Genomic DNA, 17,829 nt, shown 5'->3' with positions numbered 1-17,829 from the left:
AAACGCTCCAAAGTAGGCCACAACTGACATATAAGGTAGTTATTGATGGAAGTACAAGGTCTACTGATTGAACGGATATTCCTTACCGTGTTCCCACTTGTGGCGATTGTCACAGTGGGATTTTTTTATGCCCGCCGCTACCAACCGGACATGAATGCAGCCAATCAGATCAATATTGATGTTTTTGTTCCTGCGCTGATCTTTGCTGTTTTATCTGCTGAATCATTTGATCTAATTAAGTACCAATCTCTCGCCATTGGCGCCACTATTATCGTGATTGGCTCAGGTATTCTGCTCTACCCTGCCTGTAAACTGTTAAAGGTACATCCTAAAACGTTCCTACCTCCAATGATGTTCAGCAACAGTGGTAATTTGGGTATACCGCTGATTGTCTTAGCCTTTGGAGAAAACGCGCTGCAAGCCGCTGTAGTCCTATTTCTAGTGGAAAATTTGCTCCACTTTACCGTCGGCATCTACATACTGGATCATAAGACTCGTTTGCTAAATCTGCTTCGTATGCCGATGATTCTAGCAACTATTTTAGGCCTCATCTGGAGCGGCTTTGATCTACCGATCCCTAAAGCAGTCCATACCTTTATCGATATGCTGGGTCAGATAGCGATTCCATTGATGCTCTTTGCGCTAGGTGTCAGAATGACTAGCGTAGACTTTTCTAATTGGAGAATAGGTAGCCTCAGCGCGGTACTCTGCCCTGTCAGCGGTATTATCATCGCTCTGATCTGCCAGCAGTTCTTACAACTGGATGCGACACAGTTTGCCTATTTAGTTGTCTTTGGTGCGCTACCACCAGCCGTTTTAAATTACATGATTGCTGAACGTTACAATCAAGAGCCCCATCAAGTCGCTTCAATTGTTTTGCTAGGCAACATGGGCAGTCTCATTTTTATTCCAATCACTCTCGCTTTTGTTATATAAAATTACTTAAATTTCTCAAATAGTTTGAAAGAAAAATGGACTACTGTATCGGTATAGATCTTGGCGGCACCAAGATCGAGATTATTGCGCTGACTCCATCTTCAGATGTTCTATTTAGATCTCGCGTTCCTACGCCACAAGGGAATTACCAAGCTACCCTAGATGCAATTTGCTCGCTTATAGAAAGGACAGAGAGCAGCATAAAACATCCACCTAGATCAATTGGTATTGGAATTCCTGGAGCCATTTCACAAGAAACAGGCTTAATCAAAAACGCCAATTCCACTTGTTTAATCGGCCATCCATTAAATAAAGATTTAAGCGACCGACTACAAAGACCTATTAAAATCGCCAACGATGCTGACTGCTTTACATTGTCTGAAGCTGTCGATGGTAGCGGCAAACACTACAACTCTGTCTTTGGCGTTATTTTAGGCACTGGTGTTGGCGGAGGCATTGTTATTAATAAGCAACTACTTAGTGGACCAAATTCTATATGCGGTGAGTGGGGACATAATCCACTGCCTCGACTAGATGAGTCAGATGGTATTGGGCGGGATTGTTATTGCGGTAAACAAGACTGTATTGAGACGTTTTTATCTGGCCCTGGTTTTACAAATCATTATAACCATTCGACTTTCTCACACTTAGATACTGAATCTATCTGGGAACTCGCCAAAACTAGAGACAAGTCAGCAATAGGGCATTGCGACTTATATATCGACCAGTTAGCTAAAGCTCTATCATCTGTTATCAATATATTGGATCCCGAGGTTATTGTGCTAGGCGGTGGGCTTTCTAACCAGATGGATATCTATACGAAACTTCCAGAAAGGTTAGCCCAGTACGTGTTCTCTGACTCAATGAATACGCCAATTTTGAAAGCTCAATATGGCGACTCCAGCGGAGTTCGTGGAGCCGCCTGGTTGTAACGCTTAGCAACTTATGAAGCGGTGCTTTTTAGCAATTACTTCTTACTCGCAGCTTCTTTCTTTTTATCCACAACCTCTTGAATAGAGATATTTGAGCGGTTTTTCTCAACTGTGGCAGCACCAATACCTTTCACTTCGGTTAATTGATCTACCGATGTGAAAGGACCATTGTGAGTACGATACTCAACAATAGCTTCGGCTTTAGCTACCCCAATACCATTAAGGTTTTCCGCTAATTGTTCTGCGGTAGCAGTATTAAGATCGATAGGTGCAGCAAATGCAGATAGAGAGAATACGCATGCGAACGCCACAAAAAGCGCTCTAAAAGAAGAGAGTTTCATAGTAAATTCCTTTTACTTTTTTTAGGTCTGACCTCATCCATTAAGGCCAGACCCTCTTTATAACGTGCTGGGGCTATGAAAGCAATGGTGCTAATTCAGCATCGATTTTAGCTAGTGCGTCTACAGGCGAATCAGCTTTTGTAATTGGGCGACCAATCACTAGGTAATCACTGCCTGCTTTCAATGCATCAGACGGTGTCATAATACGCTTCTGATCGCCAACATCCGCATCCGCAGGTCGAATACCCGGCGTTACTAGTTTGAAGTCGTCACCGATCACTTGGCGTAGTGGTGTTACTTCCTGTGCAGAACAAACTACACCATGCAGACCACTTTCTTCAGTTAACTTAGCCAAACGTTTCACATGCTCTAACGGCTCAATATCTAACCCTAAATCGCGCAGGTCACTACGCTCCATACTGGTTAGTACAGTCACACCGATTAACAACGTCTCAGAACCATTAACTTGCTCAAGCTCGTTGCGAGCAGCTTCCATCATACGGAGGCCACCCGAAGCATGAACATTGACCATCCACACGCCTAGCTCTGCAGCTGCACGAACTGCTTTAGCCGTAGTATTTGGGATATCATGGAATTTCAGATCAAGAAAGACATCAAAACCTAGGCTATGAAGTGTTTCTACGATAGCCGGACCGCTACGTGTGAATAACTCTTTACCAACTTTGACACGGCATCGAGTCGGATCCAACTGCTTAGCCATTGCCAAAGCCTGATGTTGATCAGGGTAATCTAGTGCAACAATGACTCTTTTTTTATCCAATAACATATAAGTTCTCTAAAATTTATTCGCCTTCCAAGCCTTGAATAGGCTTAGTCGTGCCCCAGCTTTTACATGAAGGGCACTGCCAGGAGAGCGTTCTACCTGAAAATCCACAACTATTACAACGGTATACGGGCTTTGAGAGCTCTAACTGTCCAGTCAGACCACGTAATACCTTTAAGCTATCCTTCGCGCTATCTGAGCCATATTCTATATGAAGATCGATCAGACTATTAAATCCTTTTACTGAAGGACGACGCTTTAATTCTTCAGTAATAAAACTTCCAGCTGCATATATACCACGCTCTTCCTTTACATGTTCAGCGAGAGCAATAAGCACTGTAGTCGAAGGTGAATTCGCCAAACAGCTACGTAAATATTCTAAATGCCCCTTACTATCCCCCGTTCTTTCATAGCAATCTTTCAATAGGGGAATTGTTTCTGAAACAAACAAGCGATCTTGCTTAGATACTTTTTTAAGATGCTTTATAGCCTGCTTCCACTGCTCAGATTTCATTGCAATTTGAGCTTTTAAAAAACTTACCCGAACATTATCCGAATCGAATTGCTCTGCATCTTTGAGATACTCAGTGGCTGCTTTGATAAGCTTTTGCTGTAATGCCATATCAGCCAGTTCACAACAGTAATGAGCAAGCTCATTATTTAAATCTCGCCTTTCATCAGCAGAAAGTTTATCCGCAGTGACTAAAGCTTCTTCCCACTCTCTTTCTTTCTCGTAAAGCTTAATTAACAGATTAAGTGCCTTACTATGAATACGCTTAGGTGGAGATGATTTAATAATTTCCTGCAGCAGATTCTCAGCTCGGTCCAACAATCCCACAAAATAATAGTCATTCGCTAGAGCCATCTGAATCCGCATGAAATCATCCCGAGCCAAGTTGGGACGTGCTAAAAGGTTTTGATGGATCTGTATCGCTCGATCAACATCACCTTTACGGCGAAAGAGCTTTGCTAAAGACAGGTGGGCTGGGATGGTATCTGAATTGATCTCTAAGGCACGGATAAAGCTTTCAATCGCCTCATCCATTTTCTCGTTCAAAAGATAGTCTAAACCAGTAAAGTATTCGTGACTTAGATTCGTTTGAGGAGGCGTAGGTTTTGACTGCTTATCACGCCTGCCTAGCAACCAGCCAATGCCGATCGCCAGAACAAACGGGATTAAAAGAAAAGCGTTGTCGAGATTAAACGGCATCTTTTAGGCTGGATACTCGCAACTGATCTAGCTCTTTTTGTGTACTAGCAATTTTACGGCGCGCAGAGCCCAAACGGGTTTTTAACATCACGATAATCATTGTACTTAGCGCTCCACCGATAAGAGCACCCGCAACAAATGTCGCTACTAGCCAAGTACCTAAACTAAATTCTGGTAGCTGCAGAAAAACAAGATTAATCGCAACCTGATCTGTGTTGTTAATCACTAACATTAAACCAATAAATAGTGCCAAAAACGCTAAAACAACGAAGATCAATTTTTTAACTAAACGCACCGGATTAAACCTCAATTACCTAATTTTGAATTGAATCATTTACCTGTTCACGCAACTCTTTACCTGGTTTGAAGTGCGGAACATATTTAGCATCAAGCGCTACAGACTCACCCGTTTTTGGGTTACGGCCTGTTCTAGGCGCTCGATAATGTAGTGAAAAACTACCGAATCCTCTGATTTCTATACGATCACCTTGAGACAAAGATTCTGTCATGTGATCTAGCATCGTCTTCACGGACAGCTCGATATCCTTTACCGACAATTGCTCATGTCGATCTACTAGTACTTCAATCAGTTCAGATTTCGTCATACTTCTACTCCTTTGCTCGTGGACCGTACATTCTGCCTAGTTACTCAGAGTCACTTTTATTCATCTGAGCCTTAATTAAATCACCGATAGTCGTTGGGCCTGATAGCGTAGTTTCGGACTGCTGACTGATTTTATCCAGAGCTTGTTTCTCTTGCTCTGCTTCCATCTGCTTAATGGAAAGCAATATCACTCTGTTTTTACGATCAATTTGGCTGATCATCGCCTCAACTTCATCTCCAACGCTAAAATGATCTGCTAGATTATCTATGCGCTCTCGAGACACATCGGAGATTCTTAGTACCGCTTCAACACCTTCTACCACGGTTACACTTACCGCCTTGTCAGCGATGTCAGAAACTGTACCTTTAACAACTTTGCCCTTTCCATGACTCGCAGTAAAACTACTAAATGGATCTTCATCTAGTTGCTTAACCCCCAAAGCGATTCTCTCTCGCTCTGAATCAACCGAAAGCACCATTGCTTCCAAGTCATCGCCTTTTTTCAGTGTTTTAACAACATCCTCTCCGCTGTCATCCCATGACAAATCGGATAGATGCACAAGGCCATCGATACCACCTTCTAGGCCAATAAAAACACCAAAATCAGTTATTGAACGGATTTTACCACTTAAGCGATCACCTTTTTGGAATTTAGTCGCAAATTCTTGCCAAGGGTTCGCTTTGCATTGCTTCATACCTAAAGAGATACGGCGACGCTCTTTATCGATGTCTAATAACATCACATCGACTTCGTCTCCCACCTGAACAACTTTAGATGGGTGAACATTTTTATTGGTCCAATCCATTTCAGAAACATGAATCAAACCTTCAATACCTTTTTCGATCTCAGCAAAACAACCGTAATCAGTAAGATTCGTCACTTTTGCTTTCGCTTTTGTGCCGATTTCATAATTAGCAATCAACTGTGTCCACGGATCTTCCGTTAACTGTTTAACCCCTAGCGATACACGGTTACGTTCTTTATCGAAACGCAGTACCTGAACATCGATACTTTCGCCAACCGTTAAGACTTCATTTGGGTGCTTAACGCGTTTCCATGCGATATCAGTGATGTGTAACAAACCATCCACACCGCCAAGATCGATAAATGCACCGTAGTCGGTGATGTTTTTAACAACGCCTTTAACAACAAGGCCTTCTTTCAGTTCTGAAAGTAGTTTTTCACGCTCAACACTGTAAGCCGCTTCGAGCACAGCGCGACGCGAAACAACAATATTATTGCGCTTGGCATCGAGCTTAACTAATTTAAACTCGAGTTCTTGGTTTTCTAAGTGACTGGTATCTCGAAGAGGACGGACATCGACTAAAGAGCCCGGGAGGAATGCTTGAATACTTCCAAGCATAATCGTTAGACCACCTCGGACTTTACCCGAGATGCGCCCTGTCACAATTTCATCAGATTCGTAAGCTTTCTCAAGCTCTGCCCAAGCTTCTGCACGTTTCGCTTTATCACGAGAAAGCTGGGTAGAACCGAAGCCGTCTTCGACAGCTTCTAACGCAACTCTGACTTCGGATCCAACATCGATTGTTAGCTCGCCAGAGTCATCAATAAACTGCGACCGCGGGATAACACCTTCTGATTTGAGACCTGCATTGACGATAACAAAGTCATCCTCAATCGCAATTACTGTACCCGTTACGATAGCGCCCGGCGCCATCTCCAACTCTTGAAGGCTTTCTTCAAATAGTTCAGCAAAGCTCTCGCTCATATCTGTATCCCGCTTTGTCGTTATGACACTATCAGCGAAGCCCTTTATGCCTCGCTGCATCCATTACAGCGGCTAGGACCTCTTCGATTGACATCTTAGTCGTATCAAGAATTACTGCATCCGCCGCGGGCTTAAGAGGAGCAACAGGACGATTCATATCACGGTCGTCTCGTGCCTGAATATCCTCCAATATAGCTTGAAGACTAGCACCCAGTCCCTTGTTTATCAACTGGTTATAACGTCGTACAGCGCGCTCTTCAGCACTGGCATCGAGATAGATTTTGAGTGGCGCTTCAGGAAAAACAACCGTACCCATATCGCGACCATCTGCAATTAGCCCAGGCATTTCAGCAAATGCACGCTGACGCTCTAATAGAGCATCACGAACCGCTGGAATAGCTGCAACGATAGAAGCATCCTTTCCTACAGCTTCAGTGCGAATAGCATCAGTAACCTCTTCACCTTCCAGAACGATCTGAACGGTATCGTCATCACGAGGAATAAACTGCACATTTAAGTGTGCAGCTAAAACGACCAGCGCTTCTTCATCATCAAGGTTTACACCATGATGATTAGCTGCAAGACCTAGTAGGCGATATAACGCTCCACTATCTAACAGCTCCCAACCTAATTCTTTCGCCAATAGCTGGCATATAGTTCCTTTACCCGATCCACTGGGACCATCAACGGTAATTACGGGGACCTGTCCGTTAGACATCATCCCTCCTCCTTTTCTACCTTTATTCCTGCAGTCTGTGCTAGTTCAACAAAGCCAGGGAAAGATGTAGCTACATTGGCACAGTCAGTAATTGTGATCTCACCAGTAGCACGCAACGCAGCCACACAGAAAGACATCGCAATACGGTGATCATCATGGCTTTCTACAACGCCACCACCGATCTCTCCGCCTTGGATGATCGCACCATCTGGCGTACCTTCAATATCCACACCAAGTGCTTTAAGACCATCAACCATAGATTGAATTCGATCACTCTCTTTTACGCGAAGCTCTTCAGCGCCCGATACAATCGTTGTACCTTCAGCGCAAGCGGCTGCAATAAATAGCGCAGGGAACTCATCAATTGCCAGAGGAACTTGGTCTTCAGGAATATGAATACCTTTAAGCGGCGCATAACGAATACGGATATCAGCAACAGGTTCGCCACCGACTTCACGCTCATTTAGCAATTCAAGGTTCGCACCCATTAAACGCAGGATGTTGATAATGCCAACACGGGTTGGGTTGATACCAACGTGCTCTAGGGTCAAATCAGAACCCGGAGCGATAGCCGCTGCAACTAAAAAGAATGTCGCGGAAGAGATATCAGCAGGCACATCGATGCGAGTTGCATGCAACTGACCACCCGATTTAACTGCTGCTTTAGAGCCATTTTGCTCTACAGGATAACCAAACCCCGTAAGCATACGCTCGGTATGATCACGTGTCGGTGCAGGCTCTGTTACAGAGGTTTCACCTTCAGCGTAAAGACCAGCTAATAGCAAACAAGACTTAACCTGAGCACTCGCCATAGGCATATCATAATGAATGCCTTTTAGCGCCTGACCGCCTTTAATCTTCATCGGTGGGCGACCATTTTCAGCGGTTTCGATCTCTGCTCCCATCAAACGAAGCGGATCAGCGACACGGCCCATAGGGCGCTTAGTCAAAGATGCGTCGCCAGTAAGCTCAGAATCAAATTGCTGTGCTGCCAATAAACCAGATAGCAAACGCATTGATGTACCGGAGTTACCTACATATAGAGGCCCAGGAGGTGCACTTAAGCCATTAACACCTACACCGTAGATAGTTACATTGCCATCATCGGGACCTTCAATAACCACACCCATATCACGGAATGCTTGCAAGGTCGCTAAGCTATCTTCACCTTCAAGGAAGCCTGTAACTTCCGTAACACCATCAGCTAGAGAACCCAACATAATGGAACGATGCGAAATAGATTTATCACCTGGAACTCGAATTTTACCACTTACGCTGCCGCCAGGCTGGGCACGAAAGGTTACTAATTGATTACTCATATCTTGTGAATATGCCGTACCAGAAAGGATTCTTGAAAAATGTTCTCGTGCAGCTCGTGCGCGCGTGAAAGTGCCTAACATCGTCTCACTATCACCGCATTCAATCGCCGCTCTTAGCTTTGCTAATCCCGATGTATATCGATCTAACTGCGCTAGCAAAGCGTCTCTATTTGCTAAACAGATGTCGTGCCACATTGTCGGGTCACTTCCGGCTATCCGAGTAAAATCACGGAAGCCTCCAGCTGCATAGCGGAAAATATCAGTATTATTGCCTTGTTCCTGAGCCAGAGTATCCACTAAGGAAAACGCCAGCATGTGCGGGAGATGACTGGTTGCTGCCAACACTTCATCATGCTTTTCTACGTCCATAATCAGCACTTCAGCACCAGTGGACGCCCACATTTCAGTAAACACCTTAACAGCGTAAGATGAAGATTCTGCTAAAGGCGTAAGAATAATTTTGTGCTGTTCAAATAGATGCTCATCCGCTGCTGCTACACCGCTTTTCTCAGAACCAGCAATTGGATGACCCGGTACAAAACCAGAAGGCACTTGATCAAAGACTCGCTTAGCCGCTTCGACCACATTAGCCTTGGTACTACCTACATCTGTAATCAATGTTTCTTCAGCGATAAATGGCGCAATATCCACCAGCACCTTTTCCATCGCTTTTACAGGCACTGCTAAAACAATAATATCCGCCTGACTTACAGCATCCGCTAGGCTATCGGCAGCTACATCGATCACGCCGCTACTTAAACCTAACTTTGTCTCTTCTGGGTCACGATCAAAACCAATAATCTGTCCGCAGCAACGGTTCTGACGAAGCACTTTTGCTAAAGAACCGCCGATTAAACCTAACCCGATAATAAGTGTATTTTTGATACCTTGACTCAACGTTTCTCTACCACTTGTTGTAATGCTTTTAGGCAACGTTCATTTTCATGTTGTAAACCAATGCTGATGCGCAAGTGATTTGGCATTCCATAATTCGCCACTGGCCTCACAATAACACCCTGCTCTAGCATTGATTGGTAGATAGGCGAGGCATCTTTAGCCAGATCTACTGCAATAAAATTTCCTACCGATGGGATAAATGCCAATCCCAACTTGGCCAAACCTGACTGATAAAAAGCCATGCCTGCAGCATTAACTTCTATAGCTTTATCTAGATGCTCTTGATCAGATATAGCTACTTCTGCAGCAGTAAGCGCCAGGTTATTCACATTAAATGGCTGCCTTACCCGGCTTAACAGATTGGCGATATCGTTGTTTGAAACCGAGTAACCGACACGTAAGCCAGCCAAACCATAAGCTTTAGAAAAGGTGCGCGTGACGATTAAATTCGAATACTGATTTTGTAAACTCAAACTATCCGGAAAGTCTTCAGCTTCCACATACTCAGTGTAAGCTTCATCCAAAACTACTAAGACATTTTCTGGCACTTGAGCTAAAAACGTTTGTAACTGTCCTTGGGTTAAATATGTACCCGTCGGATTGTTAGGGTTAGCGATAAAGATCATGCGAGTATTGGGAGTTAATCGCTCCAACATCGCATCAAGATCGTGCCCCCAATCTTTGGCTGGAGCGACCACAGCTTTAGCACCAATTGCTTGAGTCACCAACGAATAAACGACAAAAGCATATTCAGAATAGATAACTTCATCATCTGAGGTTAGAAAAGCACGAGCGATAAGTTCCAACACATCATTAGAGCCATTACCTAATGTAATCTGTTCCGGCTGGCAGTTTAAATAGTCAGCCAGAGCCAACTTCAATCGGTAACCACCACTATCAGGATAAAGATTGATGCCTGACAGTTTATCTTGGAGAGCTGTGACGACTTTTGGTGAGGCCCCTATTGGGCTCTCATTACTAGCCAGCTTCACCACATCAGTTAAGCCAAGCTCTCGCTCTAACTCTTCTGGTGGTTTGCCTGGCAAATAGGGGTGCAGATTTTGCACCCCTGGTGAAGCCAGTGAAAAGAAATCACAACTCATCGATATGCCTCTTAAAGCACCGCGCGTGGGTATGAACCTAAGATTTTCAGCTCAACACTCTCTTTGGCTAACTCAGCCAGCGCCTTAGCAACGAGCTTGTCTTCGCTATGTCCTTCAAAATCGATATAGAACATAGACTGTTTTGCAGAAGATCTGGTTTCTACACGTGTCAGACTAATTTGAGAACGGTGGAAAGGTTCTAACAACTGATACAAGGCACCTGGAGCGTTAGGCACAGAGACCAAAATAGATGTTTTATCATCGCCGCTAAGGCCAACATCCTGATCACCGATGATCAAGAAACGCGTTGAGTTATCCGCTTGATCTTCGATATTGCTAACAGCAGCTTCTAGCTCATAAAGTTCGGCAGCCATATCACCTGCAATAGCGGCATAACCTTGACCTTCCTGCTTAGCTAAACGAGCAGCTTCTGCATTAGAACTGACTGCAACCTTCTCAATATGTGGATAACGCGCATCTAACCAACTACGGCTTTGCGCTAGGGACTGCTCGTGGGAATAGATCTTGAAGATCTCATCCAAGCTATCACCTTTGTTGACCAATAAATGAAGGTGAACTGGAACTTCCACTTCTCCACAGATTTTAAGATCGAACTGTTTAAACAGATCAAGCGTGCTACTAACAACACCTTCCGAAGAGTTCTCGATTGGGACAACACCGTAATGAGCACCACCAGACTGCACTTCGCGAAAGACATCTTTAGACGATTGCATCGGAAGATTGTGAGCAGAGTGACCAAAATGTTTCATTGAAGCCTGTTGGGTAAATGTACCTTCAGGGCCTAGGAAAGCCACTCGCATTGGCTCTTCTAACGCCAAGCAAACAGACATTACTTCACGGAAAAGGCGTGCAACTTCTTTATCAGGCAATGGACCTTCGTTACGCTCCATCACAGCGCGCAATACTTGGGCTTCACGCTCAGGACGATAAAAAACAGCCGCCGCTTCACCTTGATGTTTTTGCTTAACTTCAGCTACACGTTGAGCACATTTAGCACGCTGATTCAGAAGCTCATGAAGCTGACCATCTATAGAATCGATCTGGTCACGTAAAACACGTAACTCTTTTTCTTGTTCACTCATACTCTTCTCATTTTCCGCAAATGATTTTAAGCGTGTTGCTTTTCAAACTGTTGCATAAACGCGATCAACGCATCCACCGCTTCCTCTGGGACAGCATTGTAGATGCTCGCTCGCATGCCACCTACAGAGCGGTGACCTTTAAGGTTCAATAAACCTGATTCTTCTGCTTGTTCTAAGAACAGTTTATCCAAAGCATCATCAGCCAAAGTAAATGGCACGTTCATCCAAGAACGGTTAGCTGAGGCCATTGGGTTTGCATAGAAGTCACTTGCATCAATCGCTGCATACAGTTTTTCTTGTTTACGCTGGTTAGCCGCTTGTATCGCAGCTACACCACCTTGGGCTTTTAGCCATTTAAAGACTAAACCAGCTAGATACCAACCATAGGTTGGCGGTGTATTACACATAGATTCAGCATCAGCATGTACTTTGTAATCAAACATTGTTGGTGTGCCGGCAACAACATCACCTAACAAATCTTCTCTTACAATCACAACCGTCAAACCTGCTGGGCCAATATTCTTTTGCGCGCCCGCATAGATCAAACCAAACTGGTTTACATCAATCTCGCGAGACAGGATTGTAGAGGATAGATCAGCAACTAGAGGAACATCTCCAGACTGAGGTACATAATCAAACTCCAAGCCACCAATCGTTTCATTTGGCGTGTAATGCAGATAAGCCGCCTCTGCATTTAACTCCAACTCGCTTTGGCTTGGAACAGCAGTAAAACCGTTACCTTCGCTAGATGCAGCAATACGTACATCACAATAACGAGACGCTTCTTGGATCGCTTTTTTCGACCAGATACCGGTATTAATATAGTCAGCCGTAGTTTTACCGCGCAGCAAGTTCATTGGAATCATAGAAAACTGCGAGGTAGCCCCACCTTGAAGGAATAGAACCTTGTAGTCACTACCAATTCCCATCAGGTCACGTAAATCCTGCTCTGCTGCTTCAGCAACCGAGACAAACTCTTTACTGCGGTGACTCATTTCCATGATGGAAAGGCCTTTACCGTGCCAGTCTAGAAGTTCCTCTTGAGCCTGCAGCAATACTTCACTTGGTAAACCAGCAGGGCCTGCACTGAAATTGTACTTACGTGTCATAGACTTATCTTCACTCTACTTAAAGTCATATATAAAAAATGCGGCACATTCGCGCCGCACTTGAGGTAGAAATTATTCCTCTGCAGTTGTCGGGGTTTCCACCTCTGCATCAGTCTCCACCTGCTCTTCTTCGTCTGGTTCTTCGATACGAGCAACGCTGACTAAGCGCTCTTCATCGCTAACGCGAATCAGAGTTACACCTTGCGTATTTCGCCCAAGTTCTGAGATCTCATCCCCGCGCGTACGCACCAAGGTACCCTGATCACTGATCAGCATGACATCATCACCATCGAAGACTTGAACAGCACCCGCTAGGGCACCATTTCGATCAGAGCATTGCTGAGCAATAACACCCTGACCACCACGACCTTTCACTGGGAAATCATCAACAGCGGTTTTCTTACCATAACCATTTTCAGAAGCGGTCAAAATCTTACCGCCCTCTTGAGGAATGATTAACGAGATAACCTTAACGCCGTCATCCATCTTAACGCCACGTACACCACGTGCTGTACGGCCCATTGGACGTACATCTTCCTCACGGAAGCGCATAGATTTACCAGCACTTGTCATCAACATGACATCGTCTTCACCATTAGTGATTGCAGCACCGATTAGATGGTCATCATCTAACAGATCAAGAGCAATCAGACCGCTAGTACGAGGACGGGAGAAGTTAGTCAGTGCAGTCTTCTTAACCGTACCGGAAGCCGTTGCCATGAAGATAAACTTATCTTCTTCGTAGCTACCTACTGGCAAGATCGTGCTGATGCGCTCACCTTCATCCAAAGGCAAGATATTCACAATTGGACGACCACGTGCTGTGCGGCTCGCCACTGGAATTTCAAATACGCGTAACCAGTAAACTTTACCGCGATCCGTGAAGCACAGAATCGTATCGTGGGTATTTGCAATCAGAAGATGCTCGATGAAATCTTCATCTTTAATCGCTGCTGCTGACTTACCTTTACCACCGCGACGCTGTGATTGGTAATCGGTCAACGGCTGAGTTTTCGCGTAGCCACCGTGAGATATAGTTACCACCATATCTTCTTCAGTGATGAGATCTGCAACTGTCAGATCTTTACGAGAAGCCGTAATTTCAGTACGGCGCTCATCACCATATTCTTCCAAAATCGCTTCAAGCTCTTCACGAATCACTTCCATTAAGCGTTCGTGTGAACCTAGAATTTTCAGAAGTTCAGCAATACGTTCTAACAGCTCTTTATATTCAGCAATCAGTTTTTCATGCTCAAGACCTGTTAGACGGTGCAAACGTAGCTCAAGAATTGCCTGCGCCTGCGCTGGTGACAAGTTGTACTTACCGTCGCGTAAGCCATACTGCTCTTCCAGATCTTCAGGGCGACAAGCATCTTCACCTGCACGCTCTAGCATCTGAATAACATCACCCGGAGCCCACGCTTCGGCGATCAAACGTTCTTTCGCTTCAGCTGGGGTTGGCGAAGTTTTAATCATTTCAATAACAGGATCTATGTTTGCAAGAGCAATCGCTAGACCTTCAAGAATATGACCACGTTCACGCGCCTTACGAAGCAAATAAACAGTACGACGAGTAACGACTTCGCGACGGTGACGTATAAAGCATTCAAGCGCTGTTTTCAGATCAAGGATCTTTGGCTGACCATCAACCAAAGCGACCATATTGATACCAAAAACCGACTCCATCTGCGTCTGAGCAAACAAGTTATTGATAACCACATCTGGCATTTCTCCACGACGTAGTTCAATAACAATACGCATGCCATCTTTGTCAGACTCATCACGAAGTTCCGTAATGCCTTCAATCTTCTTATCTTTAACAAGCTCAGCAATCTTTTCAATTAAGCGCGCTTTGTTAAGCTGATAAGGGATCTCAGTGATGATAAGTGAAGGCTTGCCGCTCTTTGCATCTTCTTCTACATGGTGCTTAGCACGCACATAGATACGACCACGACCAGTACGGTATGCCTGAAGAATTCCTGCACGGCCGTTAATAATACCGCCTGTTGGGAAATCAGGACCTGGAATAAACTCCATAAGGTCATCAACAGACAGGTCTGAATTTTCAATCAGCGCTATACAACCACGAACCACCTCAGACAAGTTATGCGGTGGAATATTCGTCGCCATACCAACCGCAATACCAGAAGAGCCATTTACCAATAGGTTTGGCACACGGTTAGGTAAAACCGCTGGAATTTTTTCTGTACCGTCATAGTTATCTACAAAATCGACGGTCTCTTTCTCAAGATCTGCCAACAGCTCATGGGCGATCTTATCCATGCGAATTTCGGTATAACGCATCGCAGCGGCGGAGTCACCGTCGATCGAACCAAAGTTACCCTGGCCATCTACCAGCGTATAACGCATGGAGAAATCCTGAGCCATTCGAACAATAGTGTCGTATACCGCACTATCACCATGCGGGTGGTATTTACCGATTACGTCACCTACCACACGGGCAGATTTTTTATATGCTTTGTTCCAGTCATTGCCCAATTCATTCATCGCAAACAACACGCGACGGTGAACTGGTTTAAGGCCATCGCGCGCATCTGGCAACGCACGGCCGACGATTACGCTCATTGCGTAATCAAGGTAAGACTGCTTCAGTTCATCTTCGATGTTAACTGGCAGGATTTCTCTGGCTAAATCACCCATTCCCTATCCTTGAATCACTCTCACAACGGAAGGTTTCCGCGGATATTTTTAACCGCGGGAGTATATCACATTTCCTACAAGGGAATCCTGAAAAAATAAGAGGTTATACAATTAAAGTTGGAGATGCGCGATCAACTGTTTTTCAATGCCTTAGCAATGGTAGAATGCCAACAAATACTTTAAAGCTAAAACATCATGACTCAGCCAGAAAACAGCACTCAAGCAAACGTTGATCCAGCAGAAATCGCAAAGTTTGAAGAACTTGCCAGCAAATGGTGGGATAAAAACAGCGAATTCAAACCACTCCACGACATCAACCCGTTACGCGTTGGTTATATAGATCGCATTGCGCATCTGGCCGAAAAAAAAGTATTAGACGTCGGTTGTGGTGGCGGAATTTTGTCCGAATCCATGGCTCAACGCGGTGCAACCGTAACAGGCATTGATATGGGCGCTGCTCCTCTAAAAGTTGCAAAACTACACGGTCTAGAAAGTGGCGTTAATGTCAGCTACAAACAGATCCCCGTTGAAGAGCTAGCAGCCGAGCAACCTGAATCCTTTGATGTTGTTACCTGCATGGAGATGCTGGAACATGTTCCCGACCCATCTTCAATCGTTCAAGCCTGTGCCAAACTTTGCAAACCGGGCGGCAAGGTCTTTTTCTCGACACTCAATCGCAACCCAAAGAGCTACCTTTTCGCGATCCTTGGCGCTGAGAAAGTACTGAAACTAGTTCCTGAAGGCACTCATGATTTCAAAAAGTTTATTCGACCTTCTGAACTTGGCAACTGGATCCGTCAAAGCGGTCTAAAGAATATAGACATGTGTGGTATGACTTATAACCCACTGACGAAAACATACAGCCTTCATCCATCTGATGTCGATGTAAATTACATTATCGCTACCACCAAACCAGAATAATCATGGCCGACAAACCTGCTTCAGTTTTATTCGATTTAGATGGCACGCTAATAGATACCGCACCGGACTTTCACTGGGTCATAAACGCCCTACTAAAAGAAGAAGGCCGTGATGAAATAAGCTACGAATATCTTCGCTGTCACGTGTCTCATGGGGCCAGAGCGATGGTCGGGGCTGCCTTTAATCTAAAAGAAGGCGAAACCGACTTTGACCGCCTACACCAGCGGATGCTGAATATCTACTTGGAACATCTTGATGTAGATAGCCAACTCTTTTTTGGTATGGCCGAATTCCTAACTTGGCTTGAAGAGCACAACATACCTTGGGGTGTTGTCACCAACAAACCAGAGCTCTACACCACACCCGTAATGCAAGGGCTACAACTGAGCGATTCAGCAAAAAGCGTCATTTGCCCAGACCACGTTAAAGACAAGAAACCAAACCCAGAAGCACTTTTCTTAGCCTGCAAAGAAATCGATTGCGACCCTGAAAGCAGCATCTACATTGGCGACCATATTAGGGATATCGAAGCAGGCAATCGCGCCGGCATGCTAACCATCGCAGCCGAGTACGGTTACATCGATCAAGGCGACGATCCTAAAAATTGGCAAGCCGATCACCAGATATCCAGTGCAACTGAGCTCAAGCCACTGCTACAATCTCTATACACCGCTTTACGTTAATGATTAGGAACAGATCACTATGTTTGAATACCAAGCCCCTGCAGACTTATTAAAGGATAAAGTTATTCTGGTGACTGGCGCTGGCTCAGGCATAGGCCGTACCGCAGCAATAACCTTTGCCGCTCACGGCGCAACCGTCGTTCTTCTTGGCCGCACACTAGAAAAACTTGAAAATGTTTATGACGAGATTGAAGCCGCAGGTTATCCACAACCCGCGCTGGTTCCACTCAATCTAGAAAGTGCACAAGAACATGATTACATTGAGCTAACCAACACGCTCGATCAAGAATTCGGCCGAATCGATGGCATTCTTCACAATGCCAGCATCTTGGGTGTGCGGACACCGATTGAAAGCTACGACCCAGTAATTTGGCAGCAGGTGATGCAAGTAAATCTAAATGCACCATTCATGCTAACCCAAACCCTCATGCCACTTTTACAACAGTCAGATGATGCATCGGTTGTTTTCACATCATCAAGCGTAGGACGTCAAAGCAAGGCATACTGGGGTGCTTATGCAGCATCTAAATTTGCGACCGAAGGCTTGATGCAGACACTAGCAGATGAGACCAGCGGCATTTGCAATATTCGCGCTAACTGCATCAACCCAGGTGCAACCAGAACACAAATGCGCTCCGATGCCTACCCAGCTGAGAACCCGCAATCAGTGACCGCACCGGAAGACATTATGCCGGCCTATCTTTATCTAATGGGCAAAGACAGCGCAACCGTCAACGGCCAATCGCTAGACGCTCAATAATTTAGTAGAAATAAAAGA

Annotated in this window: 16 protein-coding genes and 1 pseudogene; 5 read left to right on the top strand and 12 right to left on the bottom strand. The window is 44.9% G+C overall.

Translation table 11 applies throughout. The annotated features are described in order from the left end of the window. Window positions 1-45: 45 nt before the first annotated feature. Both ACMXYO_RS03435 and ACMXYO_RS03430 read left to right on the top strand, forming a co-directional pair. A complete protein-coding gene (locus ACMXYO_RS03435) occupies window positions 46-936 on the top strand; it encodes an AEC family transporter (protein WP_415887069.1) in 891 nt (296 codons plus the stop codon). A 35-nt stretch (window positions 937-971) separates the two neighbouring features. Then, window positions 972-1,868, top strand: a complete 897-nt coding sequence (locus ACMXYO_RS03430; RefSeq protein ID WP_415887067.1) for an ROK family protein — start codon at window positions 972-974, stop codon at window positions 1,866-1,868. A gap of 35 nt (window positions 1,869-1,903) precedes the next feature. Here ACMXYO_RS03430 and ACMXYO_RS03425 read toward each other — a convergent pair whose 3' ends face one another. The 12 genes and pseudogenes from ACMXYO_RS03425 to gyrA form a co-directional block, all read right to left on the bottom strand. Beyond that, entirely contained in the window at window positions 1,904-2,209 is a 306-nt protein-coding gene (locus tag ACMXYO_RS03425) for a ComEA family DNA-binding protein (RefSeq protein ID WP_415887066.1), read from the bottom strand. Window positions 2,210-2,282: 73 nt separating this feature from the next. Beyond that, on the bottom strand, window positions 2,283-2,996 hold the full coding sequence (gene pyrF / locus ACMXYO_RS03420; protein ID WP_415887064.1) for an orotidine-5'-phosphate decarboxylase: 714 nt from the start codon (window positions 2,994-2,996) through the stop codon (window positions 2,283-2,285). 16 nt (window positions 2,997-3,012) lie between these two features. Beyond that, window positions 3,013-4,203, bottom strand: a complete 1,191-nt coding sequence (gene lapB, locus ACMXYO_RS03415; RefSeq protein WP_415887063.1) for a lipopolysaccharide assembly protein LapB — start codon at window positions 4,201-4,203, stop codon at window positions 3,013-3,015. Beyond that, complete coding sequence (locus tag ACMXYO_RS03410; RefSeq protein ID WP_415883574.1) at window positions 4,193-4,498, bottom strand: lipopolysaccharide assembly protein LapA domain-containing protein; 306 nt, start codon at window positions 4,496-4,498, stop codon at window positions 4,193-4,195. The genes lapB and ACMXYO_RS03410 overlap by 11 nt, the downstream gene beginning before the upstream one ends. 19 nt (window positions 4,499-4,517) lie before the next feature. Beyond that, window positions 4,518-4,811 (bottom strand): annotated as a pseudogene (ihfB, locus tag ACMXYO_RS03405) (integration host factor subunit beta); the annotation flags it as partial. Between the two features lie 37 nt (window positions 4,812-4,848). Further along, on the bottom strand, window positions 4,849-6,537 hold the full coding sequence (rpsA, locus tag ACMXYO_RS03400; RefSeq protein WP_415887061.1) for a 30S ribosomal protein S1: 1,689 nt from the start codon (window positions 6,535-6,537) through the stop codon (window positions 4,849-4,851). A gap of 31 nt (window positions 6,538-6,568) precedes the next feature. Continuing rightward, entirely contained in the window at window positions 6,569-7,255 is a 687-nt protein-coding gene (gene cmk / locus ACMXYO_RS03395; protein WP_415887060.1) for a (d)CMP kinase, read from the bottom strand. Further along, entirely contained in the window at window positions 7,255-9,471 is a 2,217-nt protein-coding gene (locus tag ACMXYO_RS03390) for a bifunctional prephenate dehydrogenase/3-phosphoshikimate 1-carboxyvinyltransferase (protein WP_415887058.1), read from the bottom strand. The genes cmk and ACMXYO_RS03390 overlap by 1 nt, the downstream gene beginning before the upstream one ends. Further along, entirely contained in the window at window positions 9,468-10,574 is a 1,107-nt protein-coding gene (hisC, locus tag ACMXYO_RS03385; RefSeq protein WP_415887056.1) for a histidinol-phosphate transaminase, read from the bottom strand. Before hisC ends, ACMXYO_RS03390 begins: the two co-directional genes overlap by 4 nt. An 11-nt stretch (window positions 10,575-10,585) precedes the next feature. Beyond that, on the bottom strand, window positions 10,586-11,677 hold the full coding sequence (pheA, locus tag ACMXYO_RS03380; RefSeq protein ID WP_415887054.1) for a prephenate dehydratase: 1,092 nt from the start codon (window positions 11,675-11,677) through the stop codon (window positions 10,586-10,588). 26 nt (window positions 11,678-11,703) lie between these two features. Beyond that, window positions 11,704-12,786, bottom strand: coding sequence for a 3-phosphoserine/phosphohydroxythreonine transaminase (serC, locus tag ACMXYO_RS03375; RefSeq protein ID WP_415887052.1), 1,083 nt, complete (start codon window positions 12,784-12,786; stop codon window positions 11,704-11,706). A gap of 72 nt (window positions 12,787-12,858) precedes the next feature. Continuing rightward, window positions 12,859-15,447, bottom strand: coding sequence for a DNA gyrase subunit A (gene gyrA / locus ACMXYO_RS03370; RefSeq protein ID WP_415887050.1), 2,589 nt, complete (start codon window positions 15,445-15,447; stop codon window positions 12,859-12,861). Window positions 15,448-15,642: 195 nt separating this feature from the next. On the opposite strand from gyrA, the gene ubiG reads away from it, so the two are divergent. From ubiG to ACMXYO_RS03355, 3 genes are read left to right on the top strand one after another with little or no spacing between them, the layout of a single operon-like run. Further along, complete coding sequence (gene ubiG, locus ACMXYO_RS03365) at window positions 15,643-16,368, top strand: bifunctional 2-polyprenyl-6-hydroxyphenol methylase/3-demethylubiquinol 3-O-methyltransferase UbiG (RefSeq protein WP_415883565.1); 726 nt, start codon at window positions 15,643-15,645, stop codon at window positions 16,366-16,368. Between the two features lie 2 nt (window positions 16,369-16,370). Beyond that, the gene (locus tag ACMXYO_RS03360) at window positions 16,371-17,051 is read left to right on the top strand and encodes an HAD family hydrolase (RefSeq protein ID WP_415887048.1); all 681 of its coding nucleotides are present in this window, start codon (window positions 16,371-16,373) and stop codon (window positions 17,049-17,051) included. A 19-nt stretch (window positions 17,052-17,070) separates the two neighbouring features. Next, window positions 17,071-17,811 (top strand): YciK family oxidoreductase, encoded by a 741-nt coding sequence (locus ACMXYO_RS03355; RefSeq protein ID WP_415887046.1) that lies wholly within the window; start codon window positions 17,071-17,073, stop codon window positions 17,809-17,811. Window positions 17,812-17,829: the final 18 nt, after the last annotated feature.

Source organism: Neptuniibacter sp. QD37_6, assembly GCF_047778085.1.
In the GTDB taxonomy this organism is placed as follows: Bacteria; Pseudomonadota; Gammaproteobacteria; order Pseudomonadales; family Balneatricaceae; genus Neptuniibacter.
This window is presented reverse-complemented; position numbering and strand designations above follow the sequence as displayed.